This is a genomic window from Dorea sp. OM07-5, assembly GCF_003481355.1.
Lineage (GTDB): Bacteria > Bacillota > Clostridia > Lachnospirales > Lachnospiraceae > Dorea_D > Dorea_D hominis.
In genome coordinates, this window is record NZ_QUKZ01000007.1 from 33,062 (window position 1) to 50,737 (window position 17,676).

At 41.2% G+C, this 17,676-nt stretch carries 13 protein-coding genes and 1 CRISPR repeat array; of the genes, 5 read left to right on the forward strand and 8 right to left on the reverse strand.

Features of this window, described 5'->3' with window-relative positions; translation table 11 throughout:
• Positions 1–78: 78 nt before the first annotated feature.
• Together carB and DXC04_RS08250 are read left to right on the forward strand one after the other, a co-directional pair.
• Positions 79–3,306 carry a carbamoyl-phosphate synthase large subunit gene (gene carB, locus DXC04_RS08245; protein ID WP_021861212.1) on the forward strand — a complete coding sequence of 1,076 codons (3,228 nt, stop codon included), beginning with the start codon at positions 79–81 and terminating at the stop codon, positions 3,304–3,306.
• A 64-nt stretch (positions 3,307–3,370) separates the two neighbouring features.
• Positions 3,371–4,297, forward strand: a complete 927-nt coding sequence (locus tag DXC04_RS08250; protein ID WP_243112126.1) for a DUF4234 domain-containing protein — start codon at positions 3,371–3,373, stop codon at positions 4,295–4,297.
• Between the two features lie 192 nt (positions 4,298–4,489).
• Here the strand turns inward: DXC04_RS08250 and DXC04_RS08255 are convergent, their stop codons facing one another.
• Entirely contained in the window at positions 4,490–7,249 is a 2,760-nt protein-coding gene (locus tag DXC04_RS08255) for a translation factor GTPase family protein (RefSeq protein WP_118660757.1), read from the reverse strand.
• Between the two features lie 31 nt (positions 7,250–7,280).
• Entirely contained in the window at positions 7,281–7,955 is a 675-nt protein-coding gene (locus DXC04_RS08260) for a YkgJ family cysteine cluster protein (protein WP_118660759.1), read from the reverse strand.
• 384 nt (positions 7,956–8,339) lie between these two features.
• On the opposite strand from DXC04_RS08260, the gene DXC04_RS08265 reads away from it, so the two are divergent.
• From DXC04_RS08265 to DXC04_RS08275, 3 genes are all read left to right on the forward strand, one after another.
• On the forward strand, positions 8,340–8,765 hold the full coding sequence (locus DXC04_RS08265; protein ID WP_118660761.1) for an Hsp20/alpha crystallin family protein: 426 nt from the start codon (positions 8,340–8,342) through the stop codon (positions 8,763–8,765).
• A 97-nt stretch (positions 8,766–8,862) separates the two neighbouring features.
• Positions 8,863–9,324 (forward strand): Hsp20/alpha crystallin family protein, encoded by a 462-nt coding sequence (locus DXC04_RS08270; protein WP_021861217.1) that lies wholly within the window; start codon positions 8,863–8,865, stop codon positions 9,322–9,324.
• A gap of 230 nt (positions 9,325–9,554) precedes the next feature.
• The gene (locus DXC04_RS08275) at positions 9,555–12,218 is read left to right on the forward strand and encodes a rhodanese-like domain-containing protein (RefSeq protein WP_118660763.1); all 2,664 of its coding nucleotides are present in this window, start codon (positions 9,555–9,557) and stop codon (positions 12,216–12,218) included.
• 99 nt (positions 12,219–12,317) lie between these two features.
• Here the strand turns inward: DXC04_RS08275 and DXC04_RS08280 are convergent, their stop codons facing one another.
• The 6 genes from DXC04_RS08280 to cas2 form a co-directional block, all read right to left on the reverse strand.
• The gene (locus DXC04_RS08280; protein WP_118660765.1) at positions 12,318–12,728 is read right to left on the reverse strand and encodes a peptide deformylase; all 411 of its coding nucleotides are present in this window, start codon (positions 12,726–12,728) and stop codon (positions 12,318–12,320) included.
• A gap of 101 nt (positions 12,729–12,829) precedes the next feature.
• Complete coding sequence (cutA, locus tag DXC04_RS08285) at positions 12,830–13,162, reverse strand: divalent cation tolerance protein CutA (protein WP_021861221.1); 333 nt, start codon at positions 13,160–13,162, stop codon at positions 12,830–12,832.
• Positions 13,163–13,332: 170 nt separating this feature from the next.
• Positions 13,333–13,854, reverse strand: coding sequence for a GNAT family N-acetyltransferase (locus DXC04_RS08290; protein ID WP_118519583.1), 522 nt, complete (start codon positions 13,852–13,854; stop codon positions 13,333–13,335).
• A 47-nt stretch (positions 13,855–13,901) separates the two neighbouring features.
• Entirely contained in the window at positions 13,902–15,221 is a 1,320-nt protein-coding gene (locus tag DXC04_RS08295; RefSeq protein ID WP_118660767.1) for a glycerate kinase type-2 family protein, read from the reverse strand.
• Positions 15,222–15,755: 534 nt separating this feature from the next.
• Positions 15,756–16,645: direct repeats of the CRISPR family, unit length 36 nt; unit sequence GTTTCAGTACCATACGTTTTTACATCATTCTCAAAC.
• A gap of 56 nt (positions 16,646–16,701) precedes the next feature.
• Positions 16,702–17,373 (reverse strand): type II-A CRISPR-associated protein Csn2, encoded by a 672-nt coding sequence (gene csn2, locus DXC04_RS08300; protein WP_118660769.1) that lies wholly within the window; start codon positions 17,371–17,373, stop codon positions 16,702–16,704.
• A complete protein-coding gene (cas2, locus tag DXC04_RS08305) occupies positions 17,370–17,675 on the reverse strand; it encodes a CRISPR-associated endonuclease Cas2 (protein ID WP_118660771.1) in 306 nt (101 codons plus the stop codon). The genes csn2 and cas2 overlap by 4 nt, the downstream gene beginning before the upstream one ends.
• Position 17,676 lies beyond the last annotated feature (1 nt).

Here is a 17,676-nt window from a genome sequence, read left to right on the forward strand (position 1 = left end):
TTCTTGCCAATCTCTTGTTCTATCTATATAATAGAACAAGAGATTTTTACATTACATGTCACAGGAGGGAATCACGATATGCCAAAGAGAACAGATATTCACAAGGTACTAATCATCGGCTCCGGCCCGATCATCATCGGACAGGCGTGCGAGTTTGACTATTCCGGAACACAGGCGTGCAAAGCACTGCGTAAGCTGGGGTATGAAATCGTACTGGTAAACTCAAACCCGGCTACGATTATGACAGATCCGGAAACAGCCGATGTCACCTATATTGAACCTCTGAACGTAGACCGTTTGGAACAGATCATTGCCAAAGAGCGCCCGGATGCACTGCTTCCGAACCTTGGAGGACAGTCCGGACTGAACCTCTGCGCCGAACTTGCCAAAGAAGGGGTTTTGGACAAATATAATGTACAGGTTATCGGTGTACAGGTAGATGCCATTGAACGTGGTGAAGACCGTATCGAATTTAAGAAATCCATGGATGCACTGGGCATCGAAATGGCCAAAAGCCAGGTTGCTTACAGCGTAGAAGAAGGTCTTGCCATTGCAGACGAACTTGGTTATCCGGTTGTTCTTCGTCCGGCTTACACTATGGGAGGCGCCGGCGGCGGACTTGTTTATAACAAAGAAGAATTAAAAACCGTTATGGCACGAGGATTACAGGCAAGTCTTGTCGGACAGGTGCTTGTAGAAGAATCCATACTCGGCTGGGAAGAGCTGGAATTAGAGATCGTCCGTGATGCAGAAGGCAATATGATCACCGTCTGCTTTATTGAGAATATCGATCCTCTTGGCGTACATACAGGAGATTCCTTCTGTTCAGCTCCGATGCTGACGATTTCCGAAGAGTGTCAGAAACGTCTGCAGGAGCAGGCTTATAAAATTGTTGACTCCGTAGAAGTTATCGGTGGAACGAACGTACAGTTTGCACATGATCCGGTTTCCGACCGAATTGTCGTTATCGAGATCAACCCGCGTACTTCCCGTTCTTCAGCTCTTGCTTCCAAAGCTACCGGTTTCCCGATTGCACTTGTATCTGCAATGCTGGCTTCCGGATTAACTTTAAAAGATATTCCATGCGGTAAATACGGAACTCTGGATAAATATGTTCCGGACGGCGATTATGTTGTTATCAAATTTGCACGCTGGGCATTTGAAAAATTCAAAGGTGTAGAAGACAAACTTGGAACACAGATGCGTGCAGTCGGCGAAGTTATGAGTATCGGAAAGACTTACAAAGAAGCTTTCCAGAAAGCAATCCGCAGTCTCGAGACCGGACGCTACGGTCTTGGTTATGCCAAAGACTACAATAACATGAGCAAAGATCAGCTTCTGAAAATGCTCATTACACCATCCAGCGACCGTCATTTCATTATGTATGAAGCGCTCCGCAAAGGTGCTACAATTGAAGAGATCTATGATCTTACAAAAGTTAAAACATATTTCATTGAGCAGATGAAAGAACTGGTAGACGAAGAAGAAGCACTTGCTGCGAAGAAAGGAGCTCTTCCGGCAGATGATGCACTCGTTGCCGCAAAGAAACACGGTTTCTCAGATAAATATTTAAGCCAGATCCTGGAAGTTCCGGAAGACGATATCCGTAACCGCAGAATCGAACTTGGATGCGAAGAAGCATGGGAAGGCGTACACGTGAGTGGTACCGAAGACAGCGCTTACTACTACTCTACTTACAACGCTGAAGATAAGAATCCTGTAAATACAGATAAACCGAAGATTATGATCCTTGGTGGCGGTCCAAACCGTATCGGACAGGGTATCGAATTTGACTACTGCTGTGTACACGCAGCTTTAGCACTCAAGAAACTTGGCTTTGAAACAATTATTGTAAACTGTAACCCGGAAACAGTTTCTACAGATTATGATACTTCTGATAAATTATACTTTGAGCCACTGACACTGGAAGATGTATTAAGCATTTACAAAAAGGAAAAACCGGTTGGGGTTATTGCACAGTTCGGCGGACAGACACCGCTCAACCTGGCTGCTGATCTGGAAAGAAACGGTGTGAAGATCCTCGGAACTTCTCCATCTGTTATCGACCTTGCAGAAGACCGTGATCTTTTCCGCGAAATGATGGATAAACTTGAGATTCCTATGCCAGAATCCGGAATGGCTACTACTGTAGAAGAGGCACTTGCCATTGCAAAAGAAATCGGTTATCCGGTTATGGTTCGTCCTTCTTACGTTCTCGGTGGTCGCGGAATGGAAGTTGTATACGATGACGAAAGTCTGGAAGGATACATGAAAGCCGCTGTCGGCGTAACTCCGGATCGTCCGATCCTGATTGACCGTTTCCTGAACCACGCACTGGAATGTGAGGCAGATGCGATCAGCGACGGAAATCATGCATTTGTACCGGCTGTTATGGAGCACATTGAGCTTGCCGGTGTACACTCCGGAGACTCTGCATGTATTATCCCGTCCGTGCACATTTCCGAAGAAAATGTACAGACGATCAAAGAATACACACGCAAGATCGCAGAAGAGATGCATGTCAAAGGTCTTATGAACATGCAGTATGCAATTGAAAACGGAAAGGTTTATGTTCTGGAAGCGAACCCGCGTGCATCCCGTACTGTACCGCTTGTTTCAAAGGTTTGCAACATCCGTATGGTACCGCTTGCAACAGACATCATCACTTCCGAACTGACCGGACGCAAATCGCCGGTTGCTGACTTAAAAGAACAGAATATCCCGTATTTCGGAGTAAAAGAAGCAGTCTTCCCATTCAACATGTTCCAGGAAGTTGATCCGATCTTAGGACCTGAGATGCGTTCTACCGGTGAAGTTCTCGGACTTGCCGAAACTTACGGAGAAGCTTTCTACAAAGCACAGGAAGCAACACAGTCCAAGCTTCCGCTTTCCGGAACGGCACTGATTTCTGTAAACCGCAAAGACAAAGCTGAAGTTGTAGAGATTGCTCAGTCATTCGCTGATGATGGATTCAAACTGGTTGCTACCGGAAATACTTATGAGCTGATCAAGGAAGCCGGCATTGATGTTACACGCATCAACAAGCTTTCCGAAGGCGGTCGTCCGAACACGCTGGATGCGATCACCAATGGTCAGATCGACCTGATCGTCAACTCACCGGTCGGAAAAGACAGTGTAAATGATGACAGTTACCTGCGTAAAGCTGCGATCAAGGCAAAGATTCCTTACATGACAACCATTGCTGCTGCGAGAGCAACTGCAAAAGGAATCCGCTATGTGAAAGAACATGGAAATGGCGAAGTAAAATCCTTGCAGCAGCTACACAGCGAAATTACAGACAAATAAATTTTAAAGGAATCCGGTTTTAACCGGATTCCCTTTCATTCACAGAACATAAGGAGGAATTTCCATGAAATTTTGTGGAAAATGCGGCGCCCCTTGCGACAACGCATACAAACACTGCCCAGAGTGTGGAGCACCACTCTCTGATGGCGAGACAAATGCGGATCTTAACGATCACACAACAGATTCTATCAATAATGCTGAGCAGACTGACACTGGCAATAGCAATCATATGCATGAAAATCCGTTTATGACAGCTTACACTGCACCAGAGGATGCTTCTGCTGACTCCCCATCTGACACCAATACAAGCGAGAATTCTGAGGGAACTTCTTCAAATGCAGCTACTGAAAACGCAACTTCTCATTCTGACGAACATGCAAGCGAGAATACCTACACATACAGTTACTCAGATACTTCCAGTCAGACTGATAATACAACCGAAAATGAGAATGCGTACAGCTACACTCATTCTTCCAACGAAAAAGAGGCAACTTTTGATAATAACGGCTATACCAATAATTACAATACCGATAATAATAATAATAATAATAATAATTACAATACCAACAATAATTATACGGGAAATAATGCATATAATGCCAACAATACTTATGGAAATACCGGTTATAATAACAATTTTCAGCAAAATTCTGTTATCACGCCACGAAACATTCCGCTTTGTGTAATCTTATCGATCGTAACGTGTGGAATTTATGGTATTTACTGGATGATCAAACTAAATGACGAGATCAATGCTCTTGCCGGTGAACCATATGCGACATCCGGCGGCATGGTATTTCTCTTATCCATTGTCACTTGTAACATTTATAACTTATACTGGATGTATAAAATGGGTGAGCGCACGGATCGTATTAACAGGATTCAGGGAAATTCCAACATTCTGTATCTGGTCATCGGGATTTTGGGATTTGGCATTGTCAACTACTGCCTGATGCAGGATGCGATCAATAAACAAGTCAGAGGTATGTAATTGGGCGATATTTTATCGCGGTGATATGGTAATGTCTTAAAAAGGGGACGGGGATTTTCTAGAAAATCCCCGTCCCCTTTTTTTATCGTCACACTTGCTTTCTTACTGGCTCCATCCAGTGCCTGCGCAGTGATCTTCACTTTCTTATTTTGCCGCCGCACTCACCGAATGTAGGTTCATCTACTGATTTCTCTACCACTTCTCAATTTCTTCGTCACTCAGTCTTAATTTCTCCATTCGTTTGACAAGTTCCTCATCCATGTGGTCAAAAAGATAATTTTTCCCACCATGATGACGCTCGATGTATTCTTCCCGCAGCTCTTTTTTCATAATCTCGACTTCTTCATAAAACTCTCTGGAAGAAATCAGATTTGCACCCTGACCAACAGTGACAACCTGCTCGATTCCATCGGAAGTCACTACCGTTACACGGTATTTTTTCGCCACTTCATGAACAACCTTTTCGATATACTGATCCGCGGTCTCCGCTTCCTTCGTAAATACAACATGAATGTTGTGGTATTTCTGGATTTCCAGATATGGACCTTCCACTCTGTATGCATCAAACACAAGGATCACTGTGCATTTTTTATATCCCTGATAATTGCACAGAATATCCATCAATCGGTCTCTCGCCGCTTCAATGCTGTCTTTAGCCAGCTCTTTCAGCTCGTCCCACGCAAAAATGACATTATAACCATCTACAAGCAAATATTCCGGTAAATGCTCCTGCGATTTTTTCTTTTTCACCGATGTAGCAACCGTTCTTGTAGTATCCGATAATTTCCGCTCAATTTTTCCATACGTGCGGATGAAAATCTCTTCCAGTTCTTTCTCTTCTTCCCAGCTTCCATAACCGGCACCCGGAGCCGTCTTCCCGACAAAATTGCTTCTTCTGCATGTATTGGAATATTTCTCACCTGCCCCAGGATTCTGATTTCCGGCAGTTTTCAATTCTTTCTCTGCCATCTTTGCTTCTTCTGCCTGTCTCTCGGCAGCCTCTATCCGTGCAAGCTGGCTTTCTATATGCATATGCTCCGGCACTTCATCCCACGGCACATAATAGCCTGCTCCGTGCGAACAGAATACGGAACCTGTCGGATTTTCCATATCACGCTCCGCATCATAGCCAATTGCCTCTATAACTTCTTCTGCATTGTGACAAGGACGGTATCCGGAAAATACGCAGGCAAGTCTTCCTTCTCCATGAGAATAAGCTGCAACTTCTCTCTGATAATCGCGCATGGTTGCCACCGGTGCCAGCCCTTTGATCCGTGTCCGATCGCCTTCCTGCTGTGGCGCCTCTGCCTCTGCTGCCAGTCTCTGCATATCATTCAGCGCTCTTCCTGTTACTGAAGCCGGAATCTCAAGTTCAAATGTATAATAAGGTTCCAACAGCACACTATCCGCCTGCATCAGTCCCTGCCGGATCGCGCGATAAGTAGACTGACGGAAATCACCGCCTTCCGTGTGCTTTAAATGTGCTTTTCCTGCCGCCAGCGTGATTTTCATATCTGTGATTGGCGCTCCAGTAAGGACGCCTCTGTGCTCTCTTTCTTCCAGATGTGTGAAAATAAGTCTCTGCCAGTTTCTGTCCAGATCATCCTCACTGCAGATCGTATCAAATGTAAGACCACTTCCTGGCTCGCCCGGTTCCATGATCAGATGCACTTCTGCATAATGACGCAGTGGCTCATAATGTCCGACGCCTTCTACGCGGTTCGTAATTGTCTCTTTATATACAATATTGCCTTCTCCAAATGTTACATCCACGCCAAAGCGTTCTAAAATCAGCTCATGCAGAATCTGGATCTGCACTTCTCCCATCAGACATACGTGAATCTCCGACAGTTCTTCTTTCCATACAACACGAAGCAGGGGATCTTCCTCTTCTAACTGGCGCAGATTCCGGAGCATTTCCGATACATCGCATCCTTCCGGCAATAACACCTGATAAGTCAGTACCGGTTCCAGCACCGGCTCCACATTCTCCGCTTCCACTCCGAGACCTTCTCCCGGCTTTGTCATACTAAGGCCTGTCACTGCACAAATTGTTCCAGCCGAAACTTCCGGAACTGCCTCAAACTTATCCCCTGAATAAATGCGGATCTGGTTCACCTTCTCTTCCCAGTGTTCACCATCTTCCGGATGATTTTCCAGAACTTCTTTGACTTTCAGTTTCCCGGATGTCACTTTCATATGTGTCAGACGATTTCCTTTATCATCTCTTGAAATCTTGTACACACGCGCGCCAAAATCCGCCGGTTCATCTGCATTCGTTTCCATATACTCTGCCAGCCCGTCCAGCAATTGCTGTACACCTTCGACTTTAAGCGCAGATCCAAAATAACACGGAAATACCTTTCTTTCCATGATCAATCCAGCAATTGTCTCTTCCGTAAGTTTCTCTGCCTCCAGGTATTCTTCCAGCGCCCGTTCATCTCCCATTGCTGCATTTTCATAGAAAGAAGTATCTTTCTCTACATCAAATGCCATAATCTGGTCGTCCAGTCCATTTTTCAGTTCTTCCAGCAGGTGTTTCCTGTCTGTTCCTTCCTGATCCATCTTATTTACAAATAAAAATACCGGTACATTGTAGCGTTTCAGGAGGCTCCAGAGTGTCCTTGTATGTCCCTGGATTCCGTCCGCTCCGTTGATCACAAGAATCGCATAATCGAGGACCTGCAAAGTACGCTCCATCTCCGCTGAAAAATCCACATGTCCCGGTGTATCCAGCAAAGTTACCTGCCACGGATCAAGCGGAAATACCGCCTGTTTGGAAAATATCGTAATTCCTCTGCTCCGCTCCAGTTCATGCGTATCCAGAAATGCATCTTTATGATCCACTCTTCCCAACGTTCTTAATTTGCCACTCAAATACAAAATACTTTCCGAAAGTGTTGTCTTTCCTGCATCAACATGCGCCAGTATTCCGATTGTAATATTTCTCATATTTCTTACACCTGTTTCTTCACTTTCTGTATTATAAATCCAGCTTCATCCGTACCAGTTCCCTGCGTTTTTCATATTCACTGTAAAATGCATCCCCAGCGGCAAGTTCTGCCTGATATGGTGTCTGATAGAATGTCCTCAAAATGAAAACCTGCAAAATCTTTGCTTCTTCCGCACTCAAATCTGCAAGCGCCGTCTCACAGTTTTTCAAAAATGCATGCCAGGAAGTAATATAGTTCTCATATGCTTTGAGATTTGCAATGCCAAGCCATTTTTTCACCTTAATCTTCGTTCGGTCTTTCTTCTGACATTCATGGATCTGCAGAAAATACTTAAATTCATCTTCTTCATAAAATCGTCCAAGCGGAAATAACCTGCAGATTCCCGGACGGAATGCATGAATCTTGCATCTGCCAGCTTCATTTAAGAATGGACAGCCTAACGTCCCGTCATCCATGTCAAGATGCGGCAGGATCATGCCATCCACAACTCCGAGCGCGATCTTTCCTTTCATTAATTCTTCAAATGTCTCACCCAGCCCGGCACTCATCTGCCAAACATCATAAGGATCCAGCACAATGGAATCACCCATACCACGGCAACACGCAGAACAGCCTTTGCAATCCTGACAATCTGCTTTTACCATGTCATTTGCCGTATATAAATTACCATCCGAGATTTCTTTCATATCTATGTTTCTTATCATTTTCTTATCCTCTATATGTCTTCGCTTTCTTTTGTCTGTCTGGAATCTTACGTTTTACATTATATCTGTGTAATAGAACATGAAAGCACTGTACTTCTTATAGGATAAACGATTGTAAGACTAAATGCCACCCCTTGTTTTACTTTGCAGAAAAATATGCCACATAATAGAAGTTTGTTTTTCAGTTAATAAAAAAATTCCAGAAATTAGCACTCACCTCTTGACAGTGCTAATAATAGATGTTATAGTACAGTTAGAACAAAGGAAGAGGGATAAAAAGAAAGGGTCTTGATTCCAGATGTTCCTATGAGACAACAACACATCGGATTCTCCGACAGTGCTTAATTATATTTTATGAATGTCTTTTGAAAGGAGATATGACTTATGATGTTACCTAGTATTTTTGGAGAGAACTTATTGAACGATTTCTTTGATGATGATTGGAATGCATGGGGTTATAGTGACACAAGCCTTATGAACACAGATGTTAAGGAAAACGAAAAGGATTACGAACTGACGATGAGTATGCCGGGCGTACAGAAAGATAATGTAAAGGCTGAACTGAATGATGGTTATCTGACAATCAGCGCAAGCACAGATACGAACAACGATGAGAAAGATAAAGATGGACATTATATCCGTCGTGAACGTTACAGCGGTTCTTGCCAGAGAAGTTTCTATGTTGGCAAAGATGTCACAGAAGATGATATTAAGGCAAGTTTTGAAGATGGCACTTTGAAGATGACCATTCCGAAAAAAGAAGCTAAACCTGCTGTGGAAAGCAAAAAACAGATTGCCATCGAAGGATAATCTTATAATTAAACTTATAGTCGACAAGTTGCTCATAGCCGGAGTGAAAAGCTCTGGTAGCACATAATATAGATAGAGATTCAAGGAGGAATGACTTATGATGATGCCTAGTATTTTTAATGATAATTTATTTGATGATTTTTTCAGATTCCCATTTTATAATGACAAAGATGAACATCGTATGGAGAAGAAACTTTACGGACACAGAGCTCACAACTTAATGAAGACCGATATCCGCGAGAGAAAAGGCAGTTATGTTCTCGATATTGACCTTCCTGGATTTAAGAAAGATGAGCTTACCATTGAGTTAAACGATGGTTATTTGACGATTAGTGCCGCAAAAGGACTGGATCAGGATAAGAAAGAAAAAGAAACCGGACATTATATCCGTCGTGAACGTTATGCCGGTTCCTGCCAGAGAAGTTTCTATGTTGGCAAGGATGTAACTGAAGAAGATATTAAAGCAAGCTTCAAACATGGCATTTTGAAACTGACCATTCCGAAAAAAGAAGCCAAACCTGCCGTAGAAAATAAGAAACAGATTGCTATTGAAGGATAATGTCAAATTCTTGCTTTTTCTTCTATTTAAGCTTATAAATAATTTATTTAACAAATAGCCTAAAGCCCACGATTTTACTGGGAGTTAGGCTATTTTTCATCTTATAGATATTATCTATTATTTAGTCATTTTATAGATATTATCAATTTGCTTATATTTATATATGAAACTATACTTAAGTGGATACAAAGCGTTCGCTTGAAAGCGAAAAGACAAGGAGGAATGTTGTAATGAAAGCAACAATCAAAAAAATCTCCCTGTTTATGCTCTCACTTGCTGTAGTTCTTACTATGGCAGCTTCTACAGGCATGAACAGTGAGGCGGCTTCGAAAAAGCCAACAAAGATTACCCTCAAAGCTACTTCGAAAACAGTAGATATCAAGGGTAAAGTGAAGGTTTCTGTTAAATCTGTAAAACCTTCTAAAGCAAGCAAATCTGTAACCTACAAATCAAGCAATAAGAAGATTGCTACTGTATCTTCTAAAGGCACTGTTACCGGTAAGAAAAAAGGTACTGTAAAGATCACTGCTACTTCCAAGAAGAACAAGAAAGTAAAATCTACAATCAAGATCACAGTAAAAGATCTGAAAGCTTCTTCTGTTAAGCTGAACACTACTTCCAAAACAGTAGCTTCCGGAAAAACAACAACTTTAAAAGCTACTGTAAAAGGAGCTACAGGATTCTACAACCAGGGTGTTACATGGAAATCAAGCAACACAAAAGTTGCTACTGTATCTTCCAAAGGTGTTGTAAAAGGTATCGCAGCAGGACAGGCTACAATCACAGCAACTGAAAAAGGTGGAAGCAAGAAAGCTACATGCCTTATTACTGTAACTGAGCCGGTGAAAGTTAACAAAGACGCCGGAACTGTTACTTTAAAAGGTATCTTAAATGCTTCTGCATTTAAAAAACCAACTATGCATTATCTCGTGACTGCTAATCTTGGAGCTTCTGGGGGAAATCCGATCTTCACAGGTCTGAATGACCGTATTGATCTGGCAAATGCACTGGATTCTCTCGGAGCAACTGCATGGAATACAAATTCAAAAACTGTATTAGCGAATGGTGAATCTATTGCCGCCGTAAAAGACAAAAAAGGAACAAACGCTAATTATTCTAAACTGAATATCAGCGTTTCCTGGGCAGGACATGATGCTGTTGCAATGCAGGATACGATTAAAAATGCTGACAAGTCAGCATATACAGGAACTATTGTATACGCTAACAGTGGTGCTGTTCAGAAAGCTATCCCATCCGGATGTGAAATCTGTACATCAAGCTGTTATGCAGGTATCTGTGCAAGTGAAGATGTTGCAATGGGTGGAACTACGATTGGAAACTCCGCGAACCTTCCAAAAGCAGGTACTGTTGTAACAATCACAATCGCTGTTGATGGATACAAAGCTCCATATAACTATATTTCAAAAGAAGACTTAAAAGCTGATATCGACGGAAAACAGGAATACAAAATCTTAGATGTACGTCAGGCTGCTAAATATGCTGAATCTCATATTGCCGGTGCTGTTTCTGCTGACGTTGACGGTGCTGTATCAGGTACTGATGTGGCATCTGCTACAAAGAATATTGAAGCTGCAATCAAAAATGATCCTGCAGGTACAAAATATGCAGTTGTATGCAATTCCGGAAGCCGCTATGCACAGGCAGCTACTGAGATTATGATCAAAGCTGGTATTAGCAACAAAAATATTTTCACATTAACAGGTGGAATGAAAAAAGATGCCGGTGGATGGGATTATGAGAATTACTGTGTTAAATCTTACAAGTCCACAGGTGGATTTGATTTTGTAAATGGCATGAAATCTGCTCAGTTAGAAGCAAATTTAAATGCAGGCAATACTCCTTTCGTAGTATTTGACCTCCGCGATGTAAATGCTTATGCTGCAGGACATATTTTACAGGCTGTTTCTACACCGCTTCGTGATACAACCGGTGCTGACCTGTCTAACGAGCAGTCTAAAGCAAACCTTCAGGCTGCTGTAACAGCTAACCCGAATAAATTCTATGTTGTAGAATGCTATTCTGGTAACAAATATGCAAACAAAGCTGTCAATTACTTAAAAGAAATCGGTGTAAGTGAGAACAGAATCATTGTTCTCGAAGGTGGAGCTGCCGGATGGACTGGATTCCAGACATCCAGCGTGAAGATTTCTGCTGCCGACTTAAAAGCTGACATCGACAGTACACAGTCTTACAAATTAATCGATGCACGTAAAGCTGCTGATTACGCAACAAGCCACATCGTTGGTGCTGTTTCCGCTGATATGGACTGTGTTGTAAACGGAACTGACGAAGCTACAGCACTTGCAAACGCAAAAGCTGCAATCACAGGTGATTCTGCTAATCAGAAATATGCAATCATCTGCTACTCTGGTAACAGATATGCGCAGAAAGCTACTGAGATGCTGATCAAAAACGGTGTTGACCGTGCAAACATCGTTACTCTGTCAGACGGAATGAAAGGCTGGACAGAAGCAAACTACCTTGTTAAATCTTATACTTCTACAAAAGGTAAATTCTTCAAACATGGTATGACTGTTGCACAGTTAAAAGCAAACCTTAATGCCGGTAATACTCCATTCGTAGTATTTGACCTTCGTGATGCTGTTGCTTATAATACAAGCCACATCGATGGTGCAATCTCTACACCACTTCGTGAGAGTATTGACGGAAAAGTAACAGATCTGTCAGATGATACATGCAAGGCAAACCTTGACGCAGCTGTTAAAGCTAACCCGAACAAATTCTATGTTGTTGAATGCTACTCAGGTAATAATTATGCTGAAAAAGCAGTAAACTATCTGAAAGAACTCGGTGTAAGCGAAGATAAAGTAATCGTCCTTGAAGGCGGCGCTGCTGCATGGAATGCACAGTAATAAGCAGTATCATTAAATAATTGAATTATTTTTATCAGATAATTGAATCCGATAAATTCACGAAACGATCCTGTCTCCGGGCAGGATCGTTTTTCTCGACTAAATCAATATCCCCTCACAGTGGTCTACTTCATGCTGAATGATCTGTGCGATCCAGCCAGAATATTTCTGCTTTTGTTTCTTCATATTTATATCCTGATATTCCACTTCTATTTCCTGATATCTTGTGCAGCTTCTCACTCCAGGCAGCGAAAGACATCCCTCCTCTGTGTCATATCTCCCTGATTTTTTTATGATTTTCGGATTGAACATTACCACATTCATAAATCCCATATTCACTGCAATTATTCGTTTCTTCTCACCGATCATATTTGCAGCCATGCCAACACAGCCTTCTTCGTGTGCTTTTAAAGTATCCAGCAGATCGACTGCGATCTGTCTGTCCTTTTCTGTTGCCGGCTCTGATTTCTGACTCAAAAACACCGGATCATGCATTATCATTCGTACCATTTTTTATTCCCCGCTTTCTTAAAATTCCTCTGTAACGCTTCCATACATATTCTGATTATAATAACTTATATAATGTTGAAACTAAAACATCTAACTATTTTTTATAAAAAGCTCGTCTTCCAGATTGGAATTGCGTTAATGACTGGTTCTTCATACGGATGCACTTCCTTGATTGCCTGAATCGTCCGCTCTGCCGCTTCTGCATAGATTGTCACTTCTACTTTTGCCTCCGGCTCGCTGCTTATTTTTCCATTCTCGCCAATATACGGATCACATCCATCTAACGGTCTCCAATATCCTGTCACCTGACTTACTGACATGCAGGAATCATAATTCCCAATATGTCCGGCGTCCACTTTCTGTAACGCTTTTTGTAGTTCCAATATTTTCGTTTCCGGAATAAAAATCTCTAATTTGCAATATTTAAATTCCATAATTTTTTACCTGCTTTCCTGATTTTATTTATCACTAAATCTAAATAAAACCATAATATAAATTATTTTATGATCTGCCTATATTATTTCAAATTTTAATCCCTTTCCCCGTGAATGTATTTTCCATCCTAAACCCCCCGGCAAAATTTTTGCTATTTTCAAAAAATCTATTATTTTTCCAAAACTACACTCATCTCGTGCCACTCTTCGCCGCCCCAGACAGAGTCAGATATGCCGCGGTCAATAAAGCCAAATTTTTCGTACATCTCTACTTTCGCATCCAGGCAGGTAAGAATAATCTCGCTGCGCCCTTTCGCCTGTTCTCTCTGCAAATACACGGCAACCAGTTCTCTTGCAAGTCCTTGTCTACGATATTCCGGCAAAACATCCAGTCCCAGCAGCATAATATTTTTCCCGTTCGGGTTATGTAAACCGGCGTCAGTAAAAAATTCATCCCGAAGTTTTGGCTCGTCTGTCGCAAGTCCGTTCAAAAATCCGGCAATCTTTCCATTTCCCTTATCTACTGCAACGAGAAATAGTTCCGAAATATCCCTGACCCTGTCACACATGTTTTTCTCAGAGCAGGCTTCATTTGGTGGAAAACAGATTCGTTCAATCTCTGCTGCCTGTTCCGCTTCTCCTTGTTCTATATTCCGAAATTCAAATCTTTCATAAAGTGCTTTTTTATCCATTGTTTTCCTTTCCTTCTCTTATTCATTATATAATTACTCTGGCAATGTTAAATATTTCTTTCTTCTATAAGCAAAACTGTAACATCATTTACATTCGTTCCGGTCGGACCTGTTTTTATCAGTCCATCACATTTCTCCAAAGTTGCGTACGCATTATTATTACGAAGCTCGTGGTAAATATCTGTCTTATGTTTTCGCAACATTTCGCAAGTCTTTCCATCCACATAACCGCCTGCGGCATCCGTCGGACCATCAGTTCCGTCACTTCCAATGCTGAAAAGTGCTACGCCTTCCATTCCATCTAAACCGATTGCCGCCGACAGCGCCAGCTCCTGATTGCGCCCACCTTTTCCGGTACCATGTAAATGTACAACCGTCTCACCGCCTGCAATAAATGCAAGCTTATTCGTATTCTTCTGCTGCACATTTTGCTGCATATTCTGCGGAATATCTCCACACCTTTTTCCTTGCATATTACAACATTGTGTTTTCGCAATCGATGCGAGAAACGCCCCTGCTTCTTTCGCTTCGCAGTCCAGCCGGTCTGTTAAAATGACCGACTCATAGCCCAGTTCCTCACAAGCCTCCTTTGCAGCTGTGCAAAGCGCACTCACACTTCCACTGATGACCGTCTCGACATTGTGCAATTCTTTCGGCGTTTCCTTTTTCAGCAGCTCCTTTATGGAATCATTCAGCTTTAATCCATACCTGTCTGCAATCTCCAGTGTTTCCTCACAGGTACTCTGATCCGCACATGCCGGACCGGATGCAATCATATCCAGCGGATCGCCGATAATATCACTGAGCACAATCGAAAATATCTTCGCCGGTGCGACATGCTGAGCAAATCGACCGCCTTTTACCGCCGACAGTCGTTTCCGTATCGTATTCATTTCTTTAATATTTGCGCCACTGGCAAGAAGCTGCTTTGTAACATCTTCCAACTCTTTGCCGGATACAAGCGGCTTCTCAAATAATGCCGATCCACCACCGGAAATCAGAAACAGCACTACATCTTCCGGGCTCAGATCTGCTGTCATATCAAGAATCTTCTGTGTCCCTTCAAACGAATTCTCATCCGGAACCGGATGTCCTGCTTCCAGGCATTCTACGTGCTGGATTTCTCCCTTTACATGGTCATATTTTGTCAGAACGATTCCGCCATCCAGCCGATCATCCAATATTTCTGCTGCCGCCTGCGCCATCTGCCATGCAGCTTTCCCGATTGCAACAAGATATAGTTTTCCACTATCATCCACAACCGAACGGAATCTATCCCCGGTCAGAACAGCTTTTACCGCCTCATCCGGGAGAACGCTGTGGAGTGCATGACGGATGATATACTCGGATTGTTGTCTAAGTGTCATAATATTGGCTCCTCTATCCTTGCTTTCTCTTAAATATTTTTCTATATTAAATTCGTTAATGCTCTTCAATTCATGGCTCAAAACTAACACCTCATATATTATCTTTAATTTAAATTTGTTTTTACAAATTTTGCCTCTCCAATATTATACAGGAAATTATTTATAATTAATATATCAATAGAAAAAACGTTTTTCGTTTATGTTTCTTTATAGTTATAGCATAGCAAAATAGGTATACGATAAAGCGGCTTTTGCAAGCTTTAAAACAAATAAAGACAGCAAAAAACTTGCCGCCTTTAACCTTTTACATCATTCTCAAATATAAATAGATTACATTGATTTTAGTTTCCATATACATTAACTTTACAATCTTTCTCAAACACCCACGCACCCAAATTGGGTGCACTTGTATATTTAATGCCGTATTCTTTTACATCATTCTCAAACTTAATGGGGAGGATCTTAATATATGCTATAGTTTATATATTTTTACATCAATTTCAAGTTCCTTTTTTTATAACCGATTACTTATTAGTTTTAGTACCATACATTTTTACATCATTTTCAAACACCAGTGGATATTGTAACTGTCGAATCTGTGTTTCAGTACCATACATTTTCACATCATTCTCAAACATGCCGGAACGTATTGTATCGGCTGAAGAGTTTCAGTACCATACGTTTTTACATCATTCTCAAACTTCCGCACGTAATACCTCTAATGGATTTAGTTTCAGTACCATACGTTTTTACATCATTCTCAAACCTGACTGCAGATGGTCAGACAGAAATGTTTGTTTCAGTACCATACGTTTTTACATCATTCTCAAACACGGAATTGCCTGGACAGATTTATTAAATGGTTTCAGTACCATACGTTTTTACATCATTCTCAAACAATGGAAACAAGGGGAAAACTGGAAAATATGTTTCAGTACCATACGTTTTTACATCATTCTCAAACCGATAATCAGGTTATTGATTACAGAATGAGTTTCAGTACCATACGTTTTTACATCATTCTCAAACAACTTGTTTAATACGTTCACCAACAGTCATGTTTCAGTACCATACGTTTTTACATCATTCTCAAACAGGCGGCCTTTCTCTTCCGGTACGCCAGCAGTTTCAGTACCATACGTTTTTACATCATTCTCAAACACTGACAGATCTTCTCCCCCGCAAAACGGGTTTCAGTACCATACGTTTTTACATCATTCTCAAACCCACGATGGAAGATGATAAGCAATTACATCGTTTCAGTACCATACGTTTTTACATCATTCTCAAACACCTTGTAACACTGCGTTTGGATACACATCGTTTCAGTACCATACGTTTTTACATCATTCTCAAACCCCTCCGGCATTATAGCCAACAAAAAAGAGGTTTCAGTACCATACGTTTTTACATCATTCTCAAACCTCAAATTCAAAAATGAACCGCCATCATTTGCGCAAAACAAGGTACTCAAACACATTTAATAGATTTCACATTGATCTCTATCTATAATATACCTTAATCCCCCTTCCATGCAATCTTTTACATAATTTTCCACAAATATCAGCTTTACTTCCTGATGAATTGCTTCTTGGATAAGTTTTTGCATTTGCAAATCTGACAAATAGCTTCGGAGATTTACAAATACAAAGATCTTATACTTCATGACTACCGTTGCAACTTTAATATAACGAATCAGTTTTTCAAAATAATCTTCCTCTATTATTTCATGCTGTACCCGTAATGCTTTAAATATTGCCATCCAGTCAACATCTTCTGTAAATGTAAGTATATAATCTGTTTCCTGTTCTAATTCTAAAATATATTTTTGTATACTTTGTGCTATCTCTTGCGTTTTTACATACAATTTTTCAGAATAGGCAACTTGTTGCATTTCCTCATATAATTTATTCACTATCTTTTTACTATTGATATCTATGCTGAAAATATCAAATACAATATCCATATTTTTTGATATTCCCAGTTCTATATCGGCATCAGATAGTACATACCTTCCATCATTTCCGTCACATTGATTCTTCAGTTCATATACAAATGCCGCGAATCTTTCTGTTGCCTCAATTATCCATTCTGTATAATCAACAGTATCATCAATGATTGCTCTGCTTAATTCCGGATGAACTAATTTCACAAAACCACTAACCTTTCATCGGTATCTAAAACCTCACTCTTTAAATCTCCAACAACAATATCCATCTTCGCATATTGCTTTTCTGTAACTGTAAGAAGCTGAATCAACCCTTCCTCTGGTTTATTTTTATGTACATTATCTACAATTGTGTTAACTGCAGTTCCATTTAATGCTAATTTACAGTACACCGATTCCTGTAGCATCAGAAAGCCATTTTTAAGTAAGAATTTTCGGAATCTGGTATACGCTCTTCTATTCTCTGCTGTTAATACCGGCAGGTCAAAAAATACTAATACCCGCATA